Source organism: Paeniglutamicibacter quisquiliarum, from assembly GCF_019084045.1.
GTDB lineage: Bacteria > Actinomycetota > Actinomycetes > Actinomycetales > Micrococcaceae > Paeniglutamicibacter > Paeniglutamicibacter quisquiliarum.
The window spans coordinates 189,857-214,354 of record NZ_JAHRED010000005.1 but is presented as its reverse complement, the minus strand read 5'-3'; the positions used below and the strand labels follow the sequence as shown (position 1 = coordinate 214,354).

22 protein-coding genes are annotated in these 24,498 nt (G+C 69.0%); 8 read left to right on the top strand and 14 right to left on the bottom strand.

Features of this window, described 5'->3' with window-relative positions:
• Nucleotides 1–84: 84 nt before the first annotated feature.
• Together KRR55_RS11240 and KRR55_RS11235 are read left to right on the top strand one after the other, a co-directional pair.
• Nucleotides 85–1,311, top strand: coding sequence for an ROK family transcriptional regulator (locus tag KRR55_RS11240; RefSeq protein ID WP_217389170.1), 1,227 nt, complete (start codon nucleotides 85–87; stop codon nucleotides 1,309–1,311).
• Between the two features lie 80 nt (nucleotides 1,312–1,391).
• Nucleotides 1,392–2,414: a sugar phosphate isomerase/epimerase family protein gene (locus KRR55_RS11235; protein WP_217389169.1), complete on the top strand. Its 1,023-nt coding sequence runs from the start codon at nucleotides 1,392–1,394 to the stop codon at nucleotides 2,412–2,414.
• Between the two features lie 9 nt (nucleotides 2,415–2,423).
• On the opposite strand, the gene KRR55_RS11230 is transcribed toward KRR55_RS11235, so the two are convergent.
• Nucleotides 2,424–2,759: a cupin domain-containing protein gene (locus KRR55_RS11230; RefSeq protein ID WP_217389168.1), complete on the bottom strand. Its 336-nt coding sequence runs from the start codon at nucleotides 2,757–2,759 to the stop codon at nucleotides 2,424–2,426.
• 396 nt (nucleotides 2,760–3,155) lie between these two features.
• Here KRR55_RS11230 and acnA point away from each other — a divergent pair, with 396 nt between their 5' ends.
• The 4 genes from acnA to KRR55_RS11210 all read left to right on the top strand — a co-directional run bounded on the left by acnA (nucleotide 3,156) and on the right by KRR55_RS11210 (nucleotide 9,104).
• Entirely contained in the window at nucleotides 3,156–5,963 is a 2,808-nt protein-coding gene (acnA, locus tag KRR55_RS11225) for an aconitate hydratase (protein WP_217389167.1), read from the top strand.
• A gap of 103 nt (nucleotides 5,964–6,066) precedes the next feature.
• Entirely contained in the window at nucleotides 6,067–6,324 is a 258-nt protein-coding gene (locus KRR55_RS11220; protein WP_217389166.1) for a DUF6458 family protein, read from the top strand.
• A gap of 60 nt (nucleotides 6,325–6,384) precedes the next feature.
• The gene (locus KRR55_RS11215) at nucleotides 6,385–7,143 is read left to right on the top strand and encodes a metallophosphoesterase family protein (RefSeq protein WP_217389165.1); all 759 of its coding nucleotides are present in this window, start codon (nucleotides 6,385–6,387) and stop codon (nucleotides 7,141–7,143) included.
• A gap of 131 nt (nucleotides 7,144–7,274) precedes the next feature.
• Nucleotides 7,275–9,104, top strand: coding sequence for an HNH endonuclease signature motif containing protein (locus KRR55_RS11210; RefSeq protein ID WP_254456097.1), 1,830 nt, complete (start codon nucleotides 7,275–7,277; stop codon nucleotides 9,102–9,104).
• Between the two features lie 110 nt (nucleotides 9,105–9,214).
• On the opposite strand, the gene KRR55_RS11205 is transcribed toward KRR55_RS11210, so the two are convergent.
• The 7 genes from KRR55_RS11205 to clpS all read right to left on the bottom strand — a co-directional run bounded on the left by KRR55_RS11205 (nucleotide 9,215) and on the right by clpS (nucleotide 14,238).
• Complete coding sequence (locus KRR55_RS11205) at nucleotides 9,215–9,769, bottom strand: hypothetical protein (RefSeq protein WP_217389163.1); 555 nt, start codon at nucleotides 9,767–9,769, stop codon at nucleotides 9,215–9,217.
• Between the two features lie 190 nt (nucleotides 9,770–9,959).
• On the bottom strand, nucleotides 9,960–10,595 hold the full coding sequence (gene rdgB, locus KRR55_RS11200) for an RdgB/HAM1 family non-canonical purine NTP pyrophosphatase (protein WP_217389162.1): 636 nt from the start codon (nucleotides 10,593–10,595) through the stop codon (nucleotides 9,960–9,962).
• A 2-nt stretch (nucleotides 10,596–10,597) separates the two neighbouring features.
• The gene (rph, locus tag KRR55_RS11195) at nucleotides 10,598–11,347 is read right to left on the bottom strand and encodes a ribonuclease PH (protein WP_254456096.1); all 750 of its coding nucleotides are present in this window, start codon (nucleotides 11,345–11,347) and stop codon (nucleotides 10,598–10,600) included.
• Nucleotides 11,348–11,469: 122 nt separating this feature from the next.
• Nucleotides 11,470–12,369 (bottom strand): MBL fold metallo-hydrolase, encoded by a 900-nt coding sequence (locus KRR55_RS11190; RefSeq protein WP_217389161.1) that lies wholly within the window; start codon nucleotides 12,367–12,369, stop codon nucleotides 11,470–11,472.
• Entirely contained in the window at nucleotides 12,366–13,295 is a 930-nt protein-coding gene (gene murI, locus KRR55_RS11185) for a glutamate racemase (protein ID WP_217389160.1), read from the bottom strand. The genes KRR55_RS11190 and murI overlap by 4 nt, the downstream gene beginning before the upstream one ends.
• Nucleotides 13,296–13,360: 65 nt before the next feature.
• On the bottom strand, nucleotides 13,361–13,930 hold the full coding sequence (locus KRR55_RS11180) for a DUF2017 domain-containing protein (RefSeq protein WP_217389159.1): 570 nt from the start codon (nucleotides 13,928–13,930) through the stop codon (nucleotides 13,361–13,363).
• Between the two features lie 2 nt (nucleotides 13,931–13,932).
• Nucleotides 13,933–14,238 (bottom strand): ATP-dependent Clp protease adapter ClpS, encoded by a 306-nt coding sequence (gene clpS, locus KRR55_RS11175; RefSeq protein WP_418888835.1) that lies wholly within the window; start codon nucleotides 14,236–14,238, stop codon nucleotides 13,933–13,935.
• 276 nt (nucleotides 14,239–14,514) lie between these two features.
• Between clpS and KRR55_RS11170 the strand changes: the two genes are divergently transcribed.
• Nucleotides 14,515–15,828 carry a nicotinate phosphoribosyltransferase gene (locus KRR55_RS11170; protein WP_217389158.1) on the top strand — a complete coding sequence of 438 codons (1,314 nt, stop codon included), beginning with the start codon at nucleotides 14,515–14,517 and terminating at the stop codon, nucleotides 15,826–15,828.
• A gap of 22 nt (nucleotides 15,829–15,850) precedes the next feature.
• Nucleotides 15,851–16,486, top strand: coding sequence for an isochorismatase family protein (locus tag KRR55_RS11165; protein WP_217389157.1), 636 nt, complete (start codon nucleotides 15,851–15,853; stop codon nucleotides 16,484–16,486).
• Between the two features lie 243 nt (nucleotides 16,487–16,729).
• Here KRR55_RS11165 and KRR55_RS11160 read toward each other — a convergent pair whose 3' ends face one another.
• The 6 genes from KRR55_RS11160 to KRR55_RS11135 all read right to left on the bottom strand — a co-directional run bounded on the left by KRR55_RS11160 (nucleotide 16,730) and on the right by KRR55_RS11135 (nucleotide 24,359).
• Nucleotides 16,730–18,343, bottom strand: coding sequence for an alpha/beta hydrolase domain-containing protein (locus tag KRR55_RS11160; RefSeq protein ID WP_217389156.1), 1,614 nt, complete (start codon nucleotides 18,341–18,343; stop codon nucleotides 16,730–16,732).
• Between the two features lie 265 nt (nucleotides 18,344–18,608).
• Nucleotides 18,609–20,405 carry a DEAD/DEAH box helicase gene (locus KRR55_RS11155; protein ID WP_217389155.1) on the bottom strand — a complete coding sequence of 599 codons (1,797 nt, stop codon included), beginning with the start codon at nucleotides 20,403–20,405 and terminating at the stop codon, nucleotides 18,609–18,611.
• A gap of 95 nt (nucleotides 20,406–20,500) precedes the next feature.
• Nucleotides 20,501–20,797, bottom strand: coding sequence for a DUF3039 domain-containing protein (locus KRR55_RS11150; protein ID WP_217389154.1), 297 nt, complete (start codon nucleotides 20,795–20,797; stop codon nucleotides 20,501–20,503).
• Nucleotides 20,798–20,868: 71 nt separating this feature from the next.
• Nucleotides 20,869–22,437, bottom strand: coding sequence for a transporter (locus tag KRR55_RS11145; protein ID WP_217389153.1), 1,569 nt, complete (start codon nucleotides 22,435–22,437; stop codon nucleotides 20,869–20,871).
• A complete protein-coding gene (locus tag KRR55_RS11140) occupies nucleotides 22,419–23,198 on the bottom strand; it encodes an ABC transporter ATP-binding protein (protein ID WP_217389152.1) in 780 nt (259 codons plus the stop codon). The genes KRR55_RS11145 and KRR55_RS11140 overlap by 19 nt, the downstream gene beginning before the upstream one ends.
• 246 nt (nucleotides 23,199–23,444) lie before the next feature.
• On the bottom strand, nucleotides 23,445–24,359 hold the full coding sequence (locus KRR55_RS11135) for a tetratricopeptide repeat protein (RefSeq protein WP_217389151.1): 915 nt from the start codon (nucleotides 24,357–24,359) through the stop codon (nucleotides 23,445–23,447).
• Nucleotides 24,360–24,498: the final 139 nt, after the last annotated feature.

The window sequence follows — 24,498 nt, the reverse complement described above, 5'->3', positions numbered from 1 at the left end:
TATTGTCGAGCAAAAGTCGCGCAACGAATGTCATTATCCTGTGACGACAGCTACACCTTCTGCCTAATATGCTTCACTAGTTCCATGGCATTGACGATGATTCCCCCCAAGTCACCCACCCCGGGCACGGGTGCCGGAGAACTGTTCCAGCTCCTGCGCAACGGGCGGCCCCGCACCCGCTCGGAGCTGGCGTCCGAGACCGGGCTTTCCCGTTCCACGATCGCCGCACGGATTGACGCCCTGCTGGACAGCGGGCTTATCGGCGCCGTCGGTCCCGCCCTTTCCTCCGGCGGCCGCCCGCCCTCCACCTTTGCCTTCGCCCCGGACTCGCGCACCGTGCTTGCGGCCGATCTCGGCGCAGCCCACGGGATCCTGGCGCTGACCGACCTGGCCGGGAACGTCGTCGACCACCTGCGCGCCGACCTGGACATCACCAGCGGCCCGGTGCCGGTGCTCGACTGGGTGGTGCGCAGCTTCGGCGAATTGCTGCGGCGCAACGGGCGCGACGCCTCGACGCTTTCGGGCATCGCCATCGGCGTTCCGGGGCCCGTGGAACATTCCACCGGACGGCCCACCAAGCCCCCGATCATGCCCGGATGGAACGACTTCGACATTCCCGGCACCATCCGGCGCACCTTCGACGTGCCGGTGCTGGTGGACAACGACGTGAACATCATGGCGCTGGGCGAGCAGTCCTTCAACTGGCCCGACACCGAGAACCTGATGTTCGTGAAGGTTGCCACCGGCATCGGCGTGGGCATCATCAGCGGTGGCGAGCTGCAGCGCGGAGCCCAGGGATCGGCCGGGGACCTCGGGCACGTCCAGGTCCCGGGCGGCGCGAACACGCCGTGTCGCTGCGGAAACAGCGGCTGCCTCGAGGCGCTGGCCGGCGGCCCGGCGGTCGCCCGCAACCTGGCCGACTTCGGCATCGAGGTGGCCACCGCATCCGAGGTCGGGAAGCTCGCCGAGGCCAACAACACCGCAGCGATCCAGGTGTTGCGCCAGGCCGGGCGGGACATCGGGTCAGTGTTGGCGATGTGTGTGAACCTGCTCAACCCCTCGGTGATCGTGCTCGGTGGGCGCCTGGCCAACGCCGGCGAGCACGTGATTGCCGGCGTCCGTGAACTTGTCTACTTCCGCTCCACGCCGCTGGCCACCCAGCACCTGGTCATCGTCGGTTCGGCCGCACGGGAAATGGCCGGGGTGCGCGGCGCCAGCATGCTGGTGATCCAACACGTCCTCTCGGCCGCCGCGGTTGACGAGTTGGTCCAGCAGCGGGCCGATGCGCAGCCCGCCGCGGTTTCCCGGTAGCGGCCGCACGCACCCACGCCTTCCCGAATTCAGCACCACACCCAGGGGCCATGGTCGGCCCGGCAAAGGAGATCGCCACCATGACCGCCACCGGTTCGAACCACCCGGTCACCCTCTTCACCGGCCAATGGGCCGACCTGCCCTTCGAGCAGGTGGCAGCACACGCCGCCGCATGGGGTTATGACGGGCTGGAAATCGCCGCCTCCGGCGACCACCTCGACCTGCGCCGGGCCGACGAGGACGACGCCTATGCCCAATCGCGACTGGACATTCTGGACCGACACGGGCTGAAGGTCTACGCGATCTCCAACCACCTCACCGGCCAGGCGGTGTGCGACGACCCGATCGACTTCCGCCACGAGGCGCTGGTGCGCCCCTACACGTGGGGCGACGGGGACCCCGAGGGCGTGCGCCGGCGCGCCGCCGAGGACATGAAGCGCGCGGCTCGGGTGGCCCGCAAGCTCGGGGTCGATACCGTGGTGGGCTTCACCGGATCGAAGATCTGGCCCTACGTGGCCCAGTTCCCGCCGGTCCCCGCTTCGGTCATCGACGCCGGCTTCCAGGACTTCGCGGACCGCTGGAACCCGATCCTCGACGTTTTCGATGACCACGGTGTGCGCTTCGCCCATGAGGTCCACCCTTCGGAAATCGCCTATGACTACTGGTCATCGGTGCGCACGCTGGAGGCCATCGACCACCGGGAGGCCTTCGGGTTCAACTGGGACCCCAGCCACATGATGTGGCAGAACATCGACCCGGTGGGTTTCATCTGGGACTTCAAGGACCGGATCTACCACGTGGACTGCAAGGACACCCGGATGCGCACCCCCAACGGTCGGGCCGGGGTGCTGGGTTCGCACCTGCCGTGGGGTGATCCCCGCCGCGGCTGGGACTTCGTCTCCACCGGCCACGGGGACGTGCCGTGGGAGGACGCGTTCAGGGCGCTGAGGTCCATCGGCTACGCCGGGCCGATCTCCATCGAATGGGAGGACGCCGGCATGGACCGGCTGCACGGGGCCGCCCAGGCCGTGGACTATGTGCGCTCCTTGCTGTGGAAGCTTCCGGAGACCAACTTCGACGCGGCCTTCAGCAACCAGGACTAGCCGAGGCGCCTACCTGTCGGTCTTGGCCACGCTGAGCAGCAGGCCCGTTTCCTCCAGCGCGGTGATCTGCGAAAAGCCCGGGGGCATCACCAGCAGGTCGCCGGTCCGCGCCTCCCAGGACTCGCCGCCGTTATCCAGGCGGATCCGGCCGCTGAGCACCATGACTGTCGCCTCGCCGGGGTTGATGTGTTCCTTCAGCTCGGTGCCGGCGGCCAGGCCGATGACCGTCTGGCGCAGGGTCTGTTCGTGCCCGCCGAACACGGTGCTGGCCGCACGCCCGCTCGACGCCGCGGCGGCGGCCTGCAGCTGGGCCCGGGCGATGGCCGTCAGTGAAAACTTCTTCATGTGCTCCTCGTTCCCTGCGGCAAACCCTCTTGCCCAAGGATGTCCCGGGGACACCGCGCGGGTCAAGGAACCACCCCGTGGCGGCTTCCCGCGCGCCCCTTGCCTGCGCGAGGGCCAACCATGGCCAAATCCCCTCCCCGGCGGTAGGTTGAAGGCAGTAGCCGGGCGTCGTCGCAGGCGAAACCAGCCATCCCCGCAGACCCGGCGCACGATTCCGGGACGCCACGCCAGGCGCTCCGCTCCTGCCGGGAGGCACCATGCGGATGTTACCCGGGCACGCACCAGGAATTCGAGGTGGCGACGGACCCAAGTCCCTCGCCGACAACACCGAGCAAGCACGCAGCAACCCGGCCCCCGGCACGGTGGCCGGCGGCCTTCCGAAAGGACGACGCTTCCATGTCCAGCAATTCCTTCAATTCCCGCTCACGGCTTGAGGTCGACGGGCAGAGCTACGAGATCCACCGCATCGACGCCATCGACAATTCCGCCCGCCTGCCCTACAGCCTCAAGGTGCTGCTGGAAAACCTGCTGCGCAACGAGGACGGCCGGCTGGTCACCGCCGCACAAGTCAACGCCCTGGCCGCCTGGGACCCGGCCGCCGAGGCCTCCGGCGAAATCCAGTACACCCCGGCCCGCGTGCTGATGCAGGACTTCACCGGGGTGCCCTGCGTGGTGGACCTGGTGGCCATGCGCGACGCGATGACGGCGCTGGGCGGCGACGCGCGGAAGGTCAACCCGCTGATCCCCGCCGAGCTGGTCATCGACCACTCGGTGATCGCCGACGTCTTCGCCCGCCCCGACGCGTTCGGCATCAACGCCGACTACGAGTTCACGCGCAACCAGGAACGCTACCAGCTGCTGCGCTGGGCCCAGCACTCCTTCGACGACTTCCTGGTGGTCCCGCCGGACACCGGCATCTGCCACCAGGTCAACCTGGAATACCTCTCCCGCGTGGTGTTCACCCGCGAGGGTCCCGACGGGCGCCAGGCCTACCCGGACACCCTGGTGGGCACCGATTCGCACACCCCGATGGTCAACGGCCTGGGCGTGCTGGGCTGGGGCGTGGGCGGCATCGAGGCCGAGGCGGCGATGCTCGGCCAGCCCATGAGCCTGCTGATCCCGCAGGTCGTCGGGCTCAAGCTCACCGGCGAACTCACCGAGGGCACCACCGCCACCGACCTGGTGCTCACCGTCGCCGAACTGCTGCGCCAGGTGCGCGTGGTGGGCAAGTTCGTGGACTTCTTCGGGCCCGGCGTGGCAAATGTCCCGCTGGCCACGCGCGCCACGCTGGGGAACATGTCCCCCGAATACGGCTCCACCGGCGCGCTGTTCCCCATCGACGCCGAGACCCTTGACTACCTGCGGCTCACCGGCCGCGAGGAGCACCAGGTCAAGCTGGTCGAGGCCTACGCGAGGGCGCAGGGACTCTGGCACGACCCCGCCCACGTCCCGGACTTCAGCCAGGTCATCGAGCTGGACCTGGGCACCGTGGTCCCCTCCCTTGCAGGGCCCAAGCGGCCCCAGGACCGCATCCCGCTGGCGGCGGCCCAGGGCGCGGTGCGCCGGCTGTTGGCCGGGGACACCCAGGCGGAGGCCATCGCCGGCGGGCTGGACGACGCCGAGGCCGGCTCCTTCCCGGCCAGCGACCCGCTGGCAGTCAGCTCCCGCATCGAACGCGACGAGCCTCCCCACGGCGTCGACGACGGGGAACCTGCCATCACCTGGCCGTCAAAGCCCGCCAAGGTCAGGCTCGGGGACCACACCGAGGTGCTCGACCACGGTTCGGTCGTCATCGCCGCGATCACTTCCTGCACCAACACCTCCAACCCCACCGTGATGCTCGGCGCCGCGCTGCTGGCCAAGAAGGCGGTGGAGAAGGGGCTGCGCTCCAAGCCGTGGGTCAAGACCACCCTGGCCCCGGGCTCCCGCGTGGTCACCGACTACTACAACCGCTCCGGGCTGACCCCCTACCTCGAAGCCCTGGGCTTCGACCTGGTCGGCTACGGCTGCACCACCTGCATCGGCAATTCCGGGCCGCTGATCCCGGAAATCAGCGAGGCGGTGAACTCCCACGACCTCTCCGTCGCCTCGGTGCTCTCGGGCAACCGGAACTTCGAGGGCCGGATCCATTCCGAGGTCAAGATGAACTTCCTGGCCTCCCCGCCGCTGGTCATCGCCTACGCCCTGGCCGGCTCCATGCACGTGGACCTGCTCAACGACTCGCTGGGCAACGACACCGACGGCAACCCGGTGTACCTGCGGGACATCTGGCCCAGCGGCGAGGAGATCAAGGCGGTGGTCGACGCCAACCTCGAGGCCTCGATGTTCACCAAGGGATATGCCGATGTCTACCACGGGGACGCGAACTGGCGCTCCATGCACATCCCGGAGGGCGACCAGTTCGCCTGGGACGAGTCCTCCACCTATGTGCAGCGCCCGCCGTACTTCGAGGGCGTGGGCCGCACCCCGGAGCCCATCGCGGACGTGTCCGGCGCCCGCGTGCTGGCCTACCTGGGCGACTCGGTCACCACCGACCACATCTCCCCGGCCGGCGCGATCCGCAAGGACTCCCCCGCCGGCGCCTACCTGCAGGAGCACGGCGTGGCCCCGGCGGACTTCAACTCCTACGGCTCGCGGCGCGGCAACCACCACGTGATGATCCGCGGCACCTTCGCCAACGTTCGGCTGCGCAACAAGCTGGTGCCCGGCGTCGAGGGCGGCTTCACCCGGCACCTGCCGGGCACCGAGACCACCACCATCTTCGATGCCTCGCTGGCCTACCAAAGGGACAACACGCCGCTGGTGGTGCTGGCCGGCTCCGACTACGGGTCCGGGTCCTCCCGCGACTGGGCGGCCAAGGGCACCCTGCTGCTGGGCGTCAAGGCCGTGCTGGCCACCTCCTTCGAGCGCATCCACCGCTCCAACCTGATCGGCATGGGTGTGCTGCCGCTGCAGTTCCGCGACGGCGAAACCGCCGAATCCCTGGGACTGACCGGCGAGGAGGTCTACTCCATCAGCGGGCTGGCCGGCACCCAGTCGCTGCCCGACGAGGTCCGGGTCGCCGTGGAGACGGACGCGGATGCGTCGGGCGGTACACCGCGGGAGATCATGATGCGGGTACGCATCGACACCCCGGCCGAGGAGGCCTACTACCGCCACGGCGGCATCCTGCAATACGTGCTGCGCCAGTTGCTTGACGCCTAGGGCAGCAGGCCAAATGGGTGCCATGACAGGCGAAAATAAGTACGCTGGAATCACGGATCAAGTTGTTCGCTAATGCAAGATCGCCCGGAAAGGCGGAAACATTATGAGTATCGGTGCCGGAATATTGCTTTTTGTTGTTGGTGCGGTCCTTCGCTTCGCACTGAACGTCGAAGTGAGCTGGCTGGATCTGCCCCTGGTCGGGAACCTGCTCATGGGGGCCGGCGTCCTGATCTTCGTGCTTGGGCTCGTGTTCACGTTCCGCCGCCGCCGGACTGTCTCGACGCGCCGGACCGTCGGCGCACAGGGCGAGGTCGACGGAATCACCAAGACCACCCGCGAGGTGGACGACACCGACATCTAGCCGCTGCCACACCGCCCCCCCGACCTTGTTCCCGTCCCGCGGGACGGGCATACTCGGGGCATGATTCGAAGCGCCGCCGTCCTGTCCGACATCCACGGGGTGCTTCCGGTGCTCGAGTCGATCCTGGCCGAGCCCGAGGTGGCGGCCGCCGACCGCATCGTCGTCACCGGCGACCACGCCTCGGGTCCGCAACCCGTCGAGGTGCTGGACCTTCTGGCCGCCCTGGGCGAGAAGGCCGTGCTGGTGCGCGGCAACGCGGACCGGGAGCTGGCGGCCGTGGCCCGGGGCGCCTCGATCGAGGTTCCCGCCGAGGTCGTGCCCTGGGCCGCCGCGCAGCTCACCCCGGAACAGGTTTCCCTGCTGGAGGGTTTGCCTCATCCGGTGACCCTAGAACTCGAGGGGTTCGGCACCGTGCTGTGCTGCCACGGCACCCCGCGCGACGACGAGGAGGTCGTGCTGGTCGACTCCCGGTTGGAGCGCTGGACCGAGGTCTTCGCCTCACTGCCCGACGGGGTCCGGACCGTTCTCTGCGGCCACACGCACATGCCGTTCGTCCGGCTGGTCGATCGGCGGCTGGTCATCAATCCCGGCAGCGTGGGCATGCCCTACGGCCGCCCGGGCGGCAACTGGGCCCTGCTGCGTGACGGGGTGGTCTCCCTGCACCGCACCGTCATCGACGTCGAGGCGACCATCGAACGCATCGTGGCCGAATCGACCTACCCGAACCGCCGCGGCTGGGCCGAGTACTTCATCCGGTCCGCCGCCAGCGACGTCGAGGCGCTCACCGTGTTCGGCCCGCGGGACGGCCGCGCCACCTGACGCACTGTCCGCATCTCCCCCGGCCTCGCCATGCTCATCCGGCGTATCCCGGATGGGCGACCCGGACAACAGTTATCCACAGATTTATCCTCCCGCCCCGCGGCCCCGGACTTCGGTGCATGCTGGTGGACATGGAAACCGACCGGTTCATCAAACTCACCGCGGGCACCCGCGGCACCCCGGGACACCCCGTGTCACCGGACGATGAACTGCGCGCCCTGCTCGAAGCCCAGGCCCTGGCCCGGGACCTGGCCCGGCGCGTTTCGGCACACACCCACTCCCCGGTCCGTGCCGCCCTGTTCGCCCGGGCCGCCGAGGACGAACACCGCGCCGCCGCCCACACCCGCCTGCTGGCCGCCGACACCGCCCGGCGCACCCTGGCCCACGAACTGCCCGGGGAAACCTTCGACGCCCTCGCGGCCATCCACCGCGACCCCTCCGGCTACCTCGCCGGCACCACGGCCCTGCCGCAGGACCCCCGCACGGTTCCGACCGGGCGCCCGGTCTTCAAGGACACGAGGGCTTTTTTGTCCGGGTTCCTTCACATCTCCTTCTTCGAGGCCCGCGAACGCGTCCGCTCCATCGACCGGCTGCTGCCGGGCACCGACATCAACGGGGTTCCCACCCGTCCGAAGTTCCCGGTCCTGGCGGGGGATTTCGCCGACGGGACGGCCGACCCCGGGCAAATCGGGGCCGCGGCCCGCAAGCTCGAGGCCCTCGCCCCCGGCATCGACGGGCACCCCGACGCCGCCACCCTGGCGGAGACGCTCGAGGACCGGGTCGCCGAGTCCGTGCGCACCCAAGACCCCCGCACCACCGCCAAGCTCCTGGCCGGGATCCAGACATCCCTCGAGCGGGGACCCGAGGACCTCCCCGAGGAGGTGCTGCGCACCCGGACCGGGCTCTTCTACCGCGGCACCACCGGCGGGCTGGGCGAATTCCTGCTGCGCACCCTGCCCCGCGACACCGAGGCCCTGCTGGCCATGTGCGCCAGCACCGACAACCCCCGGACCAAGGCCGGGGACCGCGACGGGCTACTCGCCCAGTCGCTGTCCACCACCGGAACGGGAACCGATGCAGCTGCAGCAGACACTGCCCTTACCGACGGCAGCGCCTCCGGCGGCCCGTCCGACACCGCCGAACACGCCGGCCCGGGTGCCGGGTTCCCCGATTTCCTCACCGACCCCGCCACCGGCGCCCCGCTCACCGACCCGGCCACCATCCGGAATCTCTCCCTGGACCCCGACGGCCTCGGCAATCTGTTCACCCCGGCAACCGCAGCCAATGACCGCATCGAGGGAAACGGCGCCGGCTCCCGCAACGAGCTGTTCGATCCGGGAACCTTCAACTCCACGGCCTATGGCGGCGACGGGCTCACCCCGCCCCAACGGCACCTGCAGGGACTGCTCAACCTGATCAGGGCGGCCGGCCAACCGCGCACCGGGAAGAAGACCATCGGCTTGCCCTCCCCCAAGACCTTGGTCATCGCGACCCTGGACGAGCTGCGCGGACTGGCCGACACCCACGGCATCACCTCACGCGGCCAAAGGCTCACCCCGGCAGAACTTCGCCAGGGCCTGTGCAACGGCGGGGTCATACCAGCTGTCATGGGCGGCAGGTCCCAGATCTTGGACCTCGGCCAGGAAGAACGCTTTTTCCCCGAGTACATGCGCGAGATCATTCTGGGGATCTACGGCGGCTGCATCATGCCCGGCTGCACAGTGCCCCCTGAGCATTGCGAGATCGACCACGACGAACTCTGGAAAAACGGCGGAACCACCAACATCCAGGACGGCCGGCCCCTGTGTTCCGGGCACCACCATGCCCGGCACACCGGACTCATCGACGTCGTCCGGGCCGACGACGGGCTCTTCTCCGTCATCCTGCCCAAGTTCATGGACCCCGAACAAAAACCTCGACGTAACGCCCACTGGCGCACCCCTGCACCACCCCTGTTCTAGAACCCCGCGAATAGAAAACGACCCTGCAAGTGGGATCCAGATTGGATCCGCCTGCAGGGTCGTTCCCGTGACAACTTCGAAAGACCAAGACCCCAAGAAGTCAAGACGGGTTATTCGAACTCCATCTGTCCGCGGCGCGAAGGGACCGGGGCGACATGCTCGCCGGCAACCGCCACGAGCTGCACCTCGTTCAACCGCGGGGCCGGGCCGGCGGCGGCATTCAGGATCCACGGCCCGACCATGAGGTAATCCCCATTGCCCTCGGCGGCGGTGGCCACTCCGGTGACCACGAAGTCGCCGTAGGGTGCCTGCGTGAATGAGGCAACCACCAGATCACCATGCACGACCTTGTCGGCCGCATACGGGGTCGGGGCGAATTCGCCCTCGAAAACCGCTGGGAAGGCCCGTACATCCGAGTCCGGCTGGCGCTGCCGCAGCGTCTCGCCGTCCGCGGATTTTGTCACCTTCACCGCGGCCGCAGCGTTCAACCCGCCGACCATCAGGTCATCGAGCACGGTGGGGTGGGCCATGCCGGTGACTAGGAAGTTGCCGTAGCGCGCATTCTTGAACAGGACGGAAACCACCTCCGAGGCCCCAACAAGTGCGAAGGCCGCCTTCATGCCCGCAACATCGCGCTTCGAGGGACCCTTGATAAATGTGTCCACACTTGCTCCATTCGTTCTCGGTACGTTTGTCTTGCCTCCACCCTATGCGCTGGGAAGCCGTTGGCCCGCCGCGCATCCTGCCCGGCGTTCCCCGTTGCAATCGGTCCGGACACCGCAATGGGCGGCCCCTCCCCGGAACAAATCCGGGCGAGGACCGCCCATCGATGTCTCACCGATAGCGAGCCGGAGCCTACCTGGAGTCTTGGTCCGCCAGGGCCTTCACGATCTGCGGCAACAAGCCGCGGAACGCACGTCCTCGGTGGCTGATGGCGTTCTTCTCCTCGGCGGACAGCTCCGCCACGGAGATCCCGTAGCCGTCGGGCTGCAGGATCGGGTCATAGCCGAAGCCGCCGTTTCCCCTGCGTCCGCGCAGCAGCGTCCCGGCCAGGTGGCCCATCTCCACCGCGACATGGCCGCCCGGGGCGGCCAGGGCCGCGGCACACACGAAGGAAGCGCCGCGGTGCTCGTCGGCGATGTCCCCCAGCTGGGCGAGCAACAGGTCGATGTTCGCCTCGTCGTCGCCATGCTTCCCGGACCAGCGCGCGGAGAAGATTCCCGGGGCCCCGCCGAGCACATCGACGGAGAGGCCCGAGTCGTCGGCGATGGCGACAAGGCCCGTGGCCTCGCACACCGCACGTGCCTTCAGCAGCGCGTTGCCCTCGAAGGTGACCTGGTCCTCGACGACGTCCGGTGCGCCAACCGCACCGGCGTCGACGACCTGGGTGTCCACGTCGAGGCCCGGGACCTGCCCGCGCAGCAGCTCGCGCAGTTCCCGCAGCTTGCCCTGGTTGTGCGTGGCCAGCACCAGGCGCGGGGTGGCGCCCATGCTCAGAGCCCCAGGGTTTCGCGCTGGATCAGTGCCAACTCGGTGGTGCCCACCAGCGCCAGGTCGAGCAGCGAGTCGAGCTCGGCGCGCTTGAACGGGACGCCCTCGGCGGTGCCCTGCACCTCGACGAAGTCGCCGGTGCCGGTGACCACGACGTTCATGTCGGTCTCGGCGCGCACGTCTTCCTCGTAGGGCAGGTCTAGCATCGGGACCCCGTCGATGATGCCCACGGAGATCGCGGCCACCGAGTCGGTGAGGACGGTGGCGTTCTTGCGCACCAGCTTGTTCTCCTTGGCCCACTCGATGGCCTCGGCCAGCGCGACGTACGCGCCGGTGATGGCCGCGGTGCGGGTGCCGCCGTCGGCCTGGAGCACGTCGCAGTCAAGCACGATCGTGTTCTCGCCCAGCGCCTTGGTGTCGATGACCGCGCGCAGCGAGCGGCCGATCAGGCGGGAAATCTCGTGGGTGCGCCCGCCGATCTTGCCCTTGACGGACTCGCGGCCGTTGCGGGTGTTGGTGGCCCGGGGCAGCATGGCGTATTCGGCGGTGACCCAGCCGGTGCCCTGCCCCTTGAGCCAGCGCGGCACGCCCTCGGTGAAGGAAGCGGTGCACAGCACCTTGGTGTTGCCGAATTCGATCAGGGCCGAGCCCTCGGCCTGCTTGGACCAGCCACGGGTAATGGTGATCTCACGGAGTTGGTCGACGCCGCGCCCGTCGGCGCGCACTGCTGCTGTGGTTGATGCTGAAGTCATGGCTTCAAGTCTAGTCGCCGTGCCGGCTCCGGCCGTAGACGCAAAAAGTGCGGCGGTGCGGCTCCGGTGTCCCCCGGAACCGCACCGCCGCCGCCGGGCAGCCCGCGGCCGTTGGGGGCCCGCTACTTCGCCTTGGTGCCCGGCCACTCGCGGGCCGGTGCCGAGCGCACAATGGAGACCGGAGCGGTGGGCAGGGACTTGGGCGTGCCCAGCTGCGAGCCGGAGAACACGCCGTAGGTCACCCCGGAGACCGCCACGGCGATGCCGCCGGAGTAGACCTCCTTGGCCTCGTTGACCACGGTGTTGATGTCGGTCCACACCGGGATGTGGGTGAGCAGGAGGCGCTCGACCCCGGCCTCGGCGGCGGCCTCGCCGGCGCGCTTCCCGGTCAGGTGGACCCCGGTGATCCCGTCATCGCGGCCCTCCTCGAAGGCTGCCTCGCAGAGGAACATGTCGGCGCCGGCGGCGGCCTCGATGAGCTCGGGGCAGGCATCGGTGTCGCCCGAGTAGGTCAGCACGGACGTGCGCATCGATCCGTCGGCAACCGGTTCGGTGGCCTCCACGCGCAGGGCGTAGGACTCCTCAATGGGATGCAGCACCGGGTACGGGGTGATCGAGAACGGACCGATCTTCACCGGCGTCCGGGATTTCCAGTGCTGGAAGTCGTAGTCCGGGTGCATGCCCTCCTCCAGCGGCAGGCCGTAGGCGGTGGCCATCCGGTCCGCGGTGGCAGCGGGCCCGTGAACCAGCATCCGGTCGCGGTTCCAGCCATTGGGGTCCCAGCGGATGGCCACGTGCATGCCGCACAGGTCCATGCAGTGGTCCGGGTGGAGGTGGGAAATGAAGATCCCGTCCAGGTCCTTGATGTCCGCGTAGCGCTGCAGCACGCCCAGGGCGCCCGATCCCAAGTCCAGCAGGATCTTCCAGTCGCGGGTCCCGTCGAACGCGGTGACCAGGTAGCAGGAGGCGGGCGACCCCGGGCCGGGGAACGAGCCGGTGCAGCCGATGATGGTCAGCTTCATGAGGCACTCGCTTTCGAAAGAGCCACCATCTGCGGGGTAATCATCGCGATGGAGCCGGTCGGGTAATGGGCGGCCACGTGGTCGACTTGCTCGACCGCGAGCACTTCCGGGCCCAGGAAGCGCCTGGCCAGGATCTCAAAACTGTCGGAGTCGCCGGTGGACAGGAACTGGTGCGTCGGCGCCTGTTCCTCGGTGCGTGCCAGGTCGTGGCGCATCAGCGCGCGGTACACGTCCTTCGCGGTTTCCTCGGCGCTGGAGACCAGGGTCACGTCCTCGCCCATGACGTAGGAGATCACGCCGGTCAGCAGCGGATAGTGGGTGCAGCCCAGCACCAGCGTGTCCACGCCGGCGGCCTTGAGCGGTGCAAGGTAAGCCTCGGCCGTCTCCATGAGCTCGGCCCCGGTGGTGATGCCGTTCTCGACGAACTCGACGAAGCGGGGGCAGGCCACGGAGGTGATGGAGTAGTGCGGGGCGGCGGCGAAGGCGTCCTCGTAGGCGCGGGACCCGACGGTGGCCAGGGTCCCGATGACCCCGATCTTCCCGTTGCGGGTCGCCGCCACGGCGCGGCGCACCGCCGGCTGGATGACCTCGACCACGGGGATCCCGTAGCGGGCGGTGTAGCGTTCGCGGGCATCGCGCAGCACCGCGGCGGAGGCGGAATTGCAGGCGATGACCAGCAGCTTGACGCCGGCATCGACGAGTTCGTCCATCACCCCGAGCGCATTGGCACGCACCTCGGCGATGGGAAGCGGCCCATAGGGCGAATTCGCGGTGTCCCCGACGTACATCGTGGATTCACCGGGAAGCTGGTCAATGATGGCGCGGGAAACGGTCAGGCCGCCGACCCCGGAGTCGAAGATGCCCAAGGGGGCATTCGGGTGGGGCCGTTCGGATGGTCGATTCCCGCTAGTGGACACACTTGTCATGGTGTACGAAGCCTACGTGGTTTTCGCGCCCAACGGCTAGCAAGCGCGACACACTGTAGCCCAGCTCACAAGGACTTGAGCATGGCCTGCATCAGGGATTCCTGCAGCCAGGTGACAAAGTTGTAGACCAGCGCCAGGTATTCGTCGACGGTTTCTGCCTTGGACCAGTCGTCCTGTGCGTGGATCCGCTCGGCGTCTTCCTCGCTCTCCAGCCCCAGCCTTTCGGCCAGCACCAGGCGCACGTCGTTGACGGCGGCGGCAAAGCGCGGGGCGGTCTGCTCGTTGAGCAGGATGGAACCCGACTCCATCAACAGGGCCGCCTCGCGCAGGGCGCCGATCTTGCGCTCACGGATCCCGCGCTCGGAGAGCCTGCGGAATTCCAGCGACGCGGCCGCGTCGTCGGGATCGGCATCGGGCAGCAGGCGCTTGGTGGCCCTGTCGCTCGGTGCGGCGAAGTCCTCCTTGTGCCCGTTGGGATCCAGGCCGACCATGGCCCACAGCGGATCCTCGTCGGGGACCTGCTCGGGCTCCAGCAGCGTGATGACGTCCTCAAAGAGGCCGCGGAGCAGTTGGCGTTCGGCGGCTTCCAGGGACGCGGAGAAGCCGCGCATGGTGCTCTTGAATGCTCGTGCCATATCTAGGCCGCGTCCGCCTTCGACAGGGTGGCCCACAGGCCGAATCCGTGCATTGCCGTCACGTCGGCCTCGATCTTCTCGCGGTTGCCGGTGGCCACCACGCTGCGGCCCTCCTGGTGGACCTGCATCATCAATTTCTCCGCCTTGGCCTCGGAGTATCCGAAGTAGGAGCGGAAGACAAAGCTGACGTAGCTCATCAGGTTGACCGGGTCGTTCCAGACGATCAGGATGTAGGGCTGGTCGAGTTCGTGTGCTTGTGCCTGCTCCACGTGCTCAAGCACATCGGGCATCGCAGTCATGGTTGGCATACCTCCCATTCTACGACCGGGCACGCGGGATGCGAACCGGGGCCAACCGGGCCGTGGACACAACTGAACCAGACGCGGCAAACGGCGACTCACGCACCCCAACGCGGCGCTGGGCCGACGCCGGGTCTAGAGTATCTACTAGCGTTTGCACCGCCGACCAGGTCGCCGGCCGCCACCGGCGGCGAACCGGATCCGGCACCGCGGTGCCGGGCAAAGGTGCAAACCAGTCCGGCAATGACTTGCCCCCAGTCCCCCGTCGCGAGGAGCCCACCGGCCATGTGGCAGCAGCCCACCTCCCTTTTCACCGACCACTACGAACTGACGATGCTGCAGGCATCCCTGCACTCGGGCGCCGCACACCGCCCCAGCGTCTTCGAGGCATTCGCCCGCCGGCTGCCCGAGGGCCGGCGCTATGGCGTGCTGGCCGGGACCGGGCGGGTGCTCGAGGGCATCAAGGAGTTCCGCTTCGGCGACGATCAGCTGCGGTTCCTCTCCGACACCAAGGTCGTGGACGCCGCGACCATCAAGTACCTGGAGGACTTCAGGTTCAGCGGCAACATCCACGGCTACGCCGAGGGGGAAATCTACTTCCCCTACTCGCCGGTGATGATCGTCGAGTCGACGTTCGCCGAGGCCTGCGTGCTGGAGACCTTCATCCTTTCGGCACTGAACCACGATTCGGCCATCGCCTCCGCCGCCTCGCGCATGATCGCCTCGGCCGGAACCCGGCCCTGCGTGGAAATGGGATCCCGCCGCACCCACGAGGAATCGGCGGTCGCCGCCGCCCGTGCCGCGATCGTCGCCGGCTTCGACTCGACCTCGAACCTGGAGGCAGGGCACCGCTACGGGTTGAAGACCGTGGGCACCGCCGCCCACTCCTTCACGCTGCTGCACGACACCGAGCGCGCGGCCTTCGAGGCGCAGGTCGCCTCCATGGGTGCCGGCACCACGCTGCTGGTCGACACCTACGACGTGGAGCAGGGGGTCCGCACCGCCGTTGAGGTCGCCGGCCCGGCCCTGGGCTCCGTGCGCCTGGATTCCGGGGACCTGGTGGAACAGGCCCGCTGGGTCCGCGTGCTGCTCGATGACCTGGGCAACGAGAACACCCGCATCATGGTCACCTCCGACCTCGACGAATACGCCATTGCCGCACTCCAGTCCGCCCCGGTGGACGCCTACGGCGTGGGCACCTCGCTGGTGACCGGCTCGGGGCACCCGACCGCCTCCATGGTCTACAAGCTGGTGTCCCGCCAGAACGACGCCGGGGACTACGTCGACGTGGCCAAGGCCGCCAAGAACAAGGCCTCCGTGGGCGGGCGCAAGTTTGCGGTGCGCCGGCTCAATGAGCGCGGCCGCGCCACCGAGGAGCTCATCGGCGTCGGCGAGCTGCCCGCCTCCGACGCCAACGACCGCGCCTTGCTGACACAATTTGTCTCAAATGGGGAAGTCGACGAGGCCTTCACCGGGGCCGCCGGCGTGCGCCGCGCCGTGAAGCGCCACCGGGACTCCATCATGGAAATGCCCGGCAGCTCCCGCCGCCTGCAGCGCGGCGAACCGGTCATCCCCACCAGCTTCATTGACGAGAACTGAGTACTGCGAGAGGTAAGGCATCATGACCCAGGAACCAACCAGCGCGCCGGAGCAACCCGCGGCACGCGCATTGATCATCGTCGATGTCCAGAACGACTTCTGCGAGGGCGGCAGCCTCGGCGTGGAGGGCGGGGCCGCGGTGGCGGCCTCCATCGCCACGGTGCTGCGCGAGCGCGCCGACACCTACGCCGCGGTTGTGGCGACCCAGGACTGGCACATCGACCCGGGGTCCCACTTCTCCGACACCCCCGACTTCATCGAGTCCTGGCCGGTGCACTGCGTTGCAGCCACGGACGGCGCCGCACTGCACCCGGAGCTGTCCGGGGCCGCCGGCTTCATCGGCCACCACTTCCGCAAGGGCCGCTTCGCCGCCGCGTATTCGGGCTTCGAGGGACGCCTGTGCTCCGACGCCGACGAGGTCGACGATGAATCCGGGGCACTGCTGGGCGACTGGCTGCGCAGCCAGGGGATCGGCGCGGTAGACATCGTGGGCATCGCCACCGACTACTGCGTGCGTGCCACCGCCCTGGATGCCAGGGACCAGGGCCTGGCCACCACGGTCATTGCGCCGTTGACCGCCGCCGTTCACCCGGAAAACACCCCCGCGGTGCTGCAGGAACTGCGCGACGCAGAGGTCACGGTCTTGTCGCTGGGCTGAGCCCACACCCCCTTCGGACCCGGTCCGGGCATTGAGGGAGCGCGCTGCCCGGCCACGGGAAAAGCCGGCGGCCTGCGTGCATTGGAACGTCTCCAATGCGCGCGGGCCGCCGGCCTTGGCGTGCGGCTATCCTGCCGATGAACCAGCCCTGCAGCTAGTGCAGCCGCTCTTGCAGCTGTTCCGCAGTGGCCTGGGCAACGGCCGGCCCGGCATGGTGCGCCCAACGGGAGCCAGTGCGGCAACTCAGCCCCGGCCGCCCCGCTCTTCAGCGGCGGCAGCGGCAGTGCCGGCAGGGACCCCGATGCGGTCCATGAGCCCGTTGGCCACTCCCACGAAGTAGTCCGCGCCCCACTCGGTGAGATAGCCGTGCCTGATCCGGGCGGCGTCGACCTCGCCGATCAGCGCGAGGTAGTCCGCGCGGGTGCCGTAGGCCGTGGCGAAGTCCTCTGCCGAGATCAGCTCCATGGCACCGTAGACCGCGCCCGGAGCCGCCGCGCCGCGGTACTGCCCGAGTGGATGCTCCATGAGCCCGTAGCGGACACCGCCCGAGACGTTTCCGTCGGCGGTCCGGGAGAGCGCGCCATCGGACTGCTCGAACCACTGCGATGGCGCCGCGTCCTTGTGCGATTTGCTCCAGTCCACAACGGCCTCGGCGGCAGCGATGATGGCGGGTTCCAGCGGGTAGGTGTTGAGGGATTCGCGGAACGACGCGTCGTGGACCGCGGTGTTCGGGAGGCGCCCGGCCTTGAGGATTTCTTCGTCGGCCGGAATCACCGCGGAGAGCAGGTCGGTGTGCGGGGTTCCGGGAACCTGCCAATGCCGCCGATTTGCCGGAAGCTCCTTCTCGGCCAGCGTTGCGGCACCGAACAGCCCGGCATCGCCCTCGGAGGTGACAGTGACGAAGGGGACGTCCAGTGCCGGTTCAGTGCCGGGCACCACCACCAGGCCATCGGTCTCCGCCTGGCGCAGCGGCCGCTCAAGAACTGCACCGACCGTGTTGAGATAGCCGTCGAACACCGGTCCGCGGTTGGCTTCGGTCACCGCGCGGTGGAAGTTGGACGCGTAGGTGTTGAGGTAGATCCCGGACTGGGACTGGCCCATGAGCAGGACTGTCTTCGCCTTCTGTCCACCCAGGAGCGCACGGCCGTGATTGCTCTCAAGCAGCGTGCCAACCTGTGTGATGATGTCCCAGGCCAGCCCCTCCTCGGCGCCCGGAACGACCATGAACGGGTCGAACGAGCCGGGGTCCGCCGGGTCGGCGATGATCGGCTCCCGTTTGACGTCCTCAACATCCCACGTCAGGTCCGCATAGCGTTCCGGGTCGAAGTTCTTCAGCGCGTCCACCTGGATGGGCTTGGACGTCACGCCGATGATGGTGTGTCCCTCCTCCATGGCCCAGTCCCACATGCGCCGCAGGTGGTCCTCCCCCGGGAACCCGTTCGAGGCGTTGAGAATATCCACGAGCACGACCCCGGAGGAGTCCGCCCGGTTGGCGGGGCGGCGCACCAGGACGTGGTTGGTGTAGGGCACGCCCGCGTCCACGACCTGCAGCGACCCGTCCGGGTTGTCGTATACGTTCGCGGTCCCGGACAGGAAGAACTCCTCCTCGACGAAACCGCGTTCGGCGATGTCGACGGGCACCCTGGCGCGCCCCAAGGTCGAAAACGGGTAGCTTTCGGCAGTCACCGCGATCGGCCCGACGACGTCGGGAACGGAAACCATCGACGCGGCGGCCGCTTCCGGTTCCCGATCCGGTGCGGCACCCGCCGGCGCCGCCATGACGACCAGGCCAAGCACACCGGCGCACGCGGCGGCCAGCGCGGCACGATACCGGCGGCCTCTGGGTTGATTAGGCATAAGCCCCCTCCTCGGTGGAACAACGTTGTTCGGTAGGGGCGCCCGGGCGCCCCTAGGCCAGCGTGTCCTGCGACACATTCAACCGTCCACTTGTTGCCACTTGTTGCCGGGCATGCGCCGCTTCCCGGCCCCGCGCCGTCTACCCGAAGCGACGACGAGCAGCCGCGAAAAGCCCTGCCCGGTACGGCGGGAGAAGCAAAAAGCCGGCGGCCTGCGTGCATTGGAACTCCTCCAACGCGCGCGGGCCGCCGGCTTTTACGTGCAGCTATTTCTTGCCGATGAACCAGCCCTGCAGCTTGTTCAACCGCTTTTGCAGCTGTTCCGCATTGGCCTGGGCAACGGCCGGCCCGCCGCACACCTCGCGCAGCTTGGTGTGGATCACCCCGTGCGGGGTGCCGGTGCGCGCGCTCCAGGCCGAGACGTTCTTGGACAGCGTCGAGCGCATCTCCATCAGCGCCCGGTGGTCGACCACCGGGGAAGCGGCCGCCTCCTCGGCACCCTTGCGCACCTTGCGCCGCGAGACCTGTTCGGCCTGGCGCTGGCGCAGCAGCACGCCCACCTGGTCGGCGTCCAGCAGCCCGGGGATGCCCAGGAAGTCTTCCTCCTCCTCGGAGCCCACGGCGCCGCCGGTGCCGAACTCGCCGCCGTCGAAGAGCACCCGGTCGAAGGAGGCGTTGGAGTTCAGCGCCTCGAACTTCTGCTTGTTCAGCTCGTCGCTGGCCTTTTCCTCGCGGTTGGCCTCGGCGACCAGGTCGTCCTCTGGGTTGTAGTCCGGGTCCTGGAAGTGCTTCTCCGGGCGGTCGAGGGCGTGGTCGCGCTCGGTCTCCATCTCGTTGGCCAGTGCCATGAGCACCGGCACCGAGGGCAGGAAGATCGAGGCGACCTCGCCGCGCTTTCGGCTGCGCACGTAGCGGCCGATGGCCTGGGCGAAGAACAGCGGGGTGGAGGTCGAGGTGGCGTAGACGCCCACGCACAGCCGGGGCACGTCGACGCCCTCGGACACCATGCGCACCGCGACCATCCAGCGCGAATCGCCGGCGGAGAACTCGTCGATCTTCTTCGAGGCGCCCGCGTCGTCGGACAGGATCACGGTGACCTTTTCGCCGCAGATCTTCTCCAGCTGCTCGGCGTAGCCGCGCGCGTCCTCGTGGTCGGTGGCGATCACCAGGGCGCCGGCGTCCGGAACGGTCCGGCGGACCCGGGTCAGGCGCTTGTCCGCGGCCTGGAGCACCGAGGGGATCCAGTCCCCCGCCGGGTCAAGGGCCGTGCGCCAGGCGTGCGCGGTGATGTCCTTGGTGAAGCCCTCGCCGAGCTGGGCCTCCATTTCCTCGCCCGAGCTGGTCTTCCAGCGCATGGAGCCGGAGTACGCCATGAACAGCACCGGGCGCACCACGTGGTCGCGCAGCGCATTGCCGTAGCCGTAGGTGTAGTCGGCCTTGGAGCGGCGGATGCCGTCGGGCCCCTCGGCGTATTCGACGAAGGGGATCGCGGCGGTGTCGGAGCGGAACGGGGTTCCGGTCAGCGCCAGGCGCCGGGCCGCGGGTTCGAAGGCCTCGCGGATGCCGTCGCCCCAGGAAAGCGCGTCGCCGCCGTGGTGGATCTCGTCCAGGATCACCAGGGTGCGGGCGGCCTCGGTCTTGGCGCGGTGCAGCATCGGCTTGGAGGCGACCTGCGCGTAGGTGACGACGACGCCGATGTAGCCGTCGCCGTGCCGGCCGTCGGAGTTCTTGAAGTTCGGGTCAATGGCCAGGCCCACCCGCCCGGCGGCGTCGGCCCACTGCTTCTTGAGGTGGTCGGTGGGGGCGACGACGATGATGCGGTTGACCGTCTTGGCGTCGACCAGCACCTTGGCCAGGCGCAGCGCGAAGGTGGTCTTGCCGGCGCCGGGGGTGGCCACGGCCATGAAGTCGCGCGGGTTGGTGGTGAAGTACTTGTCCAGCGCCTCGGCCTGCCAGGCGCGGAGCTTGGGGCCGGTGCCCCAGGCGGCCCGTTCCGGGTAGGCGGGAGGAAGACGGTCCTCCATGGGCAGCTTGTCTGCAAGTGAGAACAAGGTATCGGTCATGCATACACCTCCACGGCAATAAAAAACTTCCCCCTTGGGCGCGGGCCGGCGCGCCCAAGGGGGTTCTGTGTGAACCTACGATGCGTGGAAGATGATTACTTCTTGTCCTTGTCCCCGCCGCCGGTGAGGCCCTCGTAGATTTCCTTGCACTCGGGGCACACGGGGAACTTCTGCGGGTCGCGGCCCGGGATCCAGACCTTGCCGCACAGCGCAATCACCGGATCGCCGGAGAGCGCCGACTCCATGATTTTTTCCTTGCGCACGTAGTGCGCGAAGCGCTCGTGGTCGCCGGCCTCGACTTCCTGGGCCTGCTCGGTGCGCTCGATGGTGGTGGCACCGCCGCCGGAGGTCGTGCGCGGGTCATCTCGGAACGGATCTAGGGGCATGCTCATGTCCACCAGTCTAACAACGGATTGGCCAACACCCGGCAGATTCGCCGGGTGCCGTCCATCGCATCGTTGCCTCAGCGGTTCACCATCACCGCCTGCATCAGCTCGGGCATGCGGGCATCGAGCCAGCGCCCGCCGATGCGGATACCGAGAACCAACAGCACCGCACCCTCCGCGATGCCCACCACCAGCGCCAGCCAGCCGAAGAGCACCTCCCCGGTGAACAGCTGGGCCACCAGCAGCCCGAGCCCCGGCACCAGAAGCACGGACATCACGGTGAACGTGGCCAACTGGACGACGGCCATGCGCGCCCCTGCGCCCGGCGGCGTCTTGAACGGGCTCTCCCCCGGCAGCGGGACCGCGTAGGTGAAGCGGGCGGAGGCGACCGAGGCCACGCCGAGCCCGGCGAGCAGCCCGCACAGCGAGATCCCGAGGATCGCCGGCAGCAGGTCCAGCCGGTCAAGGAACACCGGCGTCAGGATGGCCGCCAGCAGCGTCACCGGCAGCGCGAACACGGCGCAGGCCAGCACGCGCCCGGCGCGGTCCGCGACCCCGCGCACCCCGGTGAGCACGTGCAGCGAGAACGCCGTGGAATCGTAGGACACGTCGGCGGAAATCGCGAAGGCCATCAGGATCGCCAGCAGCGGACCAAGCACCAGCATGATCTGCGGGTTCCCCGCGTTGGTGGAGGTGAACCAGATCAGCACCGGCATCAGCGGCACGATCACGATGGAGGCGGCATAGCGCGGGTCCTTGAGCCAGTAGGTCAGGCAGCGGGCGGCCACCGCCCCGACGGGGGTGCCGGGGAAGATGCCCAGGGCGCCCATGCCCACGGCCTTGGTGCCGGCGCGCGGCGCCATCGGGTTCTCCATGGACCTGTGCAGCCCGCGTTCCCAGGCCCAGAGCACCGCCCCGAGGTACGCCAGCCCCAGGAGCAGGCGCAGGGCGCCCAGCCCCCAGGCACCGGCGGCCACGTCCCCGGGCAGCGCCGCGAAGACGCCCAGCGGGGTGAAGCCCAGCACGCCCACGAGCCGCGGCAGCCAGTCCAGCACCGATTCGATGCCCTCGGCCGCCGAGCCGATGATCGGCCCCAGCAGGATCAGCGGGATGATCGCGATGATCCCCGCGACGTCGCGGAAGCGCCGCGAAGCGGTCAACCGGGTCATCGAGGTGGTGGTCAGCCGGGCCAGCGCCAGGCACATCAGCGCACCGAGCACGCCGCCGAGCAGGGCGGCGGCCAGGGTTGCGGGGTTCTGCCGCCAGGCCAGGAACTGCCCGCCGAGCAGCACCAGCGTGAGGATCCCCGGGACCCCGATGAAGCCCGAAAGCAGCAGGCCGGCGGCCAGCTTGGGCCGCGAGAGCGTGAAGGTGGTGAAGCGCGCCGGGTCCAGGGTCAGGTCGACGCCGAAGGCCACCAGCGGGATGACGGCCCAGCCCAGCGTCACCAGCGAGACGGCGGAGACCAGGATGGTGTTGGACAGCTCCGGGTCCACCCCGGAGAGGTACGCCGTGCCGGCCACCAGCGTCACGGCCATGCCCAGCCCGTAGAGCGCCCCGATGCCGACCCCGACCAGCTGCCAGGGGCTGCGCCGGAAGGAGTTCCCCAGCAGCAGCAGCTTGAGCCTTAGGAGGTGCGCAACCACGAGAGCCCCTCGTTCGTGCCGCGGCCGCCGACCAGCTGGACGAAGCGTTCCTCCAGCGAGGAGCCGGCGCGCACAGCCTCCACGGTGCCGGCCGCGAGCAGGTTGCCCTCGGCGATGACGGCCACGTGGCTGCACATGCGCTGGACCAGGTCCATGACGTGGGAGGAGACGATGACGGTGCCGCCGTGGGCGACGTAGTCGGCGAGGATCTCGCGGATGTTCGCGGCGGAGACCGGGTCGACGGCCTCGAAGGGCTCGTCGAGCACCAGCACCCGCGGCGAGTGGATCAGCGCCGTGGCCAGGGCGATCTTCTTGGTCATGCCCGCGGAGTAGTCAACGACCAGCTTGGCCCCGGCGTCCTCCAGGTCCAGCACGCGCAGCAGGTCCTCGGTGCGCTCCTGGACCGTGGCGCGGTCCATGCCGCGCAGCAGGCCGGAGTAGGTGACCAGCTGGCGCCCGGAGAGCCGGTCGAAGAGCCGCACGCCGTCGGCCAGCACGCCCATGGCGGCCTTGGCCTTCAGCGGTTCGGCCCACACGTCGATGCCGTTCAGCAGGACCTGGCCGGCATCCGGGCGCAGCAGCCCGGTGGCCATGGACAGCGTGGTGGTCTTGCCGGCGCCGTTGGGTCCGACGAGGCCGAAGAAGGACCCCGCGGGGACGTCAAGGGATATGCCGTTGACCGCGACCTTTTCGCCGAACCGCTTGCCCAGCGATCGGATCGACAGGGCCGGGGTCCCGGGTTCCGCAGTGGAATAGCTCATGCAGTCGAAATTAGCAGTCGGCACGCGGTTTTGGCGTCATCCCAGCGGACTAATCCCGCCGCCAGTGCCATCTTTTCGGATGATGCCCGGGTCGGCGGCGGGCCCGCACGATGGGCGATCCCCCGTCTGCGGGCACGGAAAAAGGGAGTGCCGCCGGGACCGTTTCGGGTCCCGGCGGCACTCCCCCGTCGAGGTTCGTTGCGTGGCCCAAGGCCCGCAATCGTGGACGGGACGCTGAGGGCTTTCCTAGAACAGGACGCGGGCCAGCTTCTGGCGCGAGGCCACGACGCGGGCGTCACCGACGCCTACCACGGAGTACAGTTCGACCAGGCGGGCCCGGGCGGCTTCCTTCTCGTCCCCTGCGTTGCGGCCGATGAATGCGACCAGGCGGGCGAAGGCGTCCTCGACGTGGCCACCGACCAGGTCCATGTCCGCCACGTCAAGCTGCGCCTGCAGGTCATCCGGGGCTGCGGCACCTGCGGCGCGCACGGCGGCGAGGTCCTTGCCCTCGGTGCGCATCAGCAGGCGCACCTGGTTCAACCCGATGGATGCCTCGTTGTCGTTGGGCTTTTCGTTCAGCGCCTGCTTGTACGCGCTCTCGGCGGCCGGCAGGTCACCTGACTCGATGGCATCCAGGGCGGCCTGGTGCAGCGGCGGCAGCGGTGCCGGGCCGCTGGCCGGCCCCGTGGTGCCCAGCGGCGGAACGGTCCCCGCCACACCGTGCTGGACGCCCAGGGCCAGCAGCTCGTCGATCAGCGACTGGATCTGCGCGGCCTCGGCCGTGCCCTGGAACAGCGGCACCGGCTGGCCGTTGACCAGGGCGATGACGGAGGGCACCTGCGTGACCTGGAAGGCCTGGGCGATGGCGGGCTGTTGTTCCGCATCCACGGTGGCCAGGGCAAGGGTGCCGCGCTTGGCATCGACCAGGCTTGCCAGCGTGCCGTCGAGCTGCACCGAGGCCTGGGCGCGCGGGCTGCCCAGCGAAACGATCACCGGCACCTGCTGGGAAAGGGCAACGACCTCCGGGAAGCTCTCCTGGTCGACGGAGCGGACCCAGGTGGGAAGGGCCTCCCCCGATGCGCCGGCCGGCTCCGGCTGGGACTGTTTGAAGGCTGCCAGATCAATGGCGCCGCGTGAGGAGGGAGCAGTGGGTTCAGGCATGCTGGTGGTCATTCCTCTACTTTAGGCCGCAACGGGCCCGGGTGGAAAACCCGTCGCCGGGCCGCTGCCGGCGCGGCGACGCGGCGCCAACGACGGAAGGCGCGGCGCCAACGACGGAAGGCGCGGCGCTGCGGCCACG

Excerpts from the sequence above, each read along its gene's own strand:
- clpS (WP_418888835.1), bottom strand. The coding sequence starts at position 14,238 with ATGCCAACCATGACTGCGATGCCCGATGTGCTTGAGCACGTGGAGCAG.
- KRR55_RS11160 (WP_217389156.1), bottom strand. The coding sequence starts at position 18,343 with ATGCCTAATCAACCCAGAGGCCGCCGGTATCGTGCCGCGCTGGCCGCC.
- rph (WP_254456096.1), bottom strand. The coding sequence starts at position 11,347 with ATGACTTCAGCATCAACCACAGCAGCAGTGCGCGCCGACGGGCGCGGC.
- KRR55_RS11220 (WP_217389166.1), top strand. The coding sequence starts at position 6,067 with ATGAGTATCGGTGCCGGAATATTGCTTTTTGTTGTTGGTGCGGTCCTT.
- KRR55_RS11215 (WP_217389165.1), top strand. The coding sequence starts at position 6,385 with ATGATTCGAAGCGCCGCCGTCCTGTCCGACATCCACGGGGTGCTTCCG.
- KRR55_RS11140 (WP_217389152.1), bottom strand. The coding sequence starts at position 23,198 with ATGAGCTATTCCACTGCGGAACCCGGGACCCCGGCCCTGTCGATCCGA.
- KRR55_RS11230 (WP_217389168.1), bottom strand. The coding sequence starts at position 2,759 with ATGAAGAAGTTTTCACTGACGGCCATCGCCCGGGCCCAGCTGCAGGCC.
- KRR55_RS11190 (WP_217389161.1), bottom strand. The coding sequence starts at position 12,369 with ATGAAGCTGACCATCATCGGCTGCACCGGCTCGTTCCCCGGCCCGGGG.
- KRR55_RS11165 (WP_217389157.1), top strand. The coding sequence starts at position 15,851 with ATGACCCAGGAACCAACCAGCGCGCCGGAGCAACCCGCGGCACGCGCA.
- murI (WP_217389160.1), bottom strand. The coding sequence starts at position 13,295 with ATGACAAGTGTGTCCACTAGCGGGAATCGACCATCCGAACGGCCCCAC.
- KRR55_RS11210 (WP_254456097.1), top strand. The coding sequence starts at position 7,275 with ATGGAAACCGACCGGTTCATCAAACTCACCGCGGGCACCCGCGGCACC.
- KRR55_RS11235 (WP_217389169.1), top strand. The coding sequence starts at position 1,392 with ATGACCGCCACCGGTTCGAACCACCCGGTCACCCTCTTCACCGGCCAA.
- KRR55_RS11150 (WP_217389154.1), bottom strand. The coding sequence starts at position 20,797 with ATGAGCATGCCCCTAGATCCGTTCCGAGATGACCCGCGCACGACCTCC.
- KRR55_RS11170 (WP_217389158.1), top strand. The coding sequence starts at position 14,515 with ATGTGGCAGCAGCCCACCTCCCTTTTCACCGACCACTACGAACTGACG.
- acnA (WP_217389167.1), top strand. The coding sequence starts at position 3,156 with ATGTCCAGCAATTCCTTCAATTCCCGCTCACGGCTTGAGGTCGACGGG.
- rdgB (WP_217389162.1), bottom strand. The coding sequence starts at position 10,595 with ATGGGCGCCACCCCGCGCCTGGTGCTGGCCACGCACAACCAGGGCAAG.
- KRR55_RS11135 (WP_217389151.1), bottom strand. The coding sequence starts at position 24,359 with ATGCCTGAACCCACTGCTCCCTCCTCACGCGGCGCCATTGATCTGGCA.
- KRR55_RS11240 (WP_217389170.1), top strand. The coding sequence starts at position 85 with ATGGCATTGACGATGATTCCCCCCAAGTCACCCACCCCGGGCACGGGT.
- KRR55_RS11180 (WP_217389159.1), bottom strand. The coding sequence starts at position 13,930 with ATGGCACGAGCATTCAAGAGCACCATGCGCGGCTTCTCCGCGTCCCTG.
- KRR55_RS11155 (WP_217389155.1), bottom strand. The coding sequence starts at position 20,405 with ATGACCGATACCTTGTTCTCACTTGCAGACAAGCTGCCCATGGAGGAC.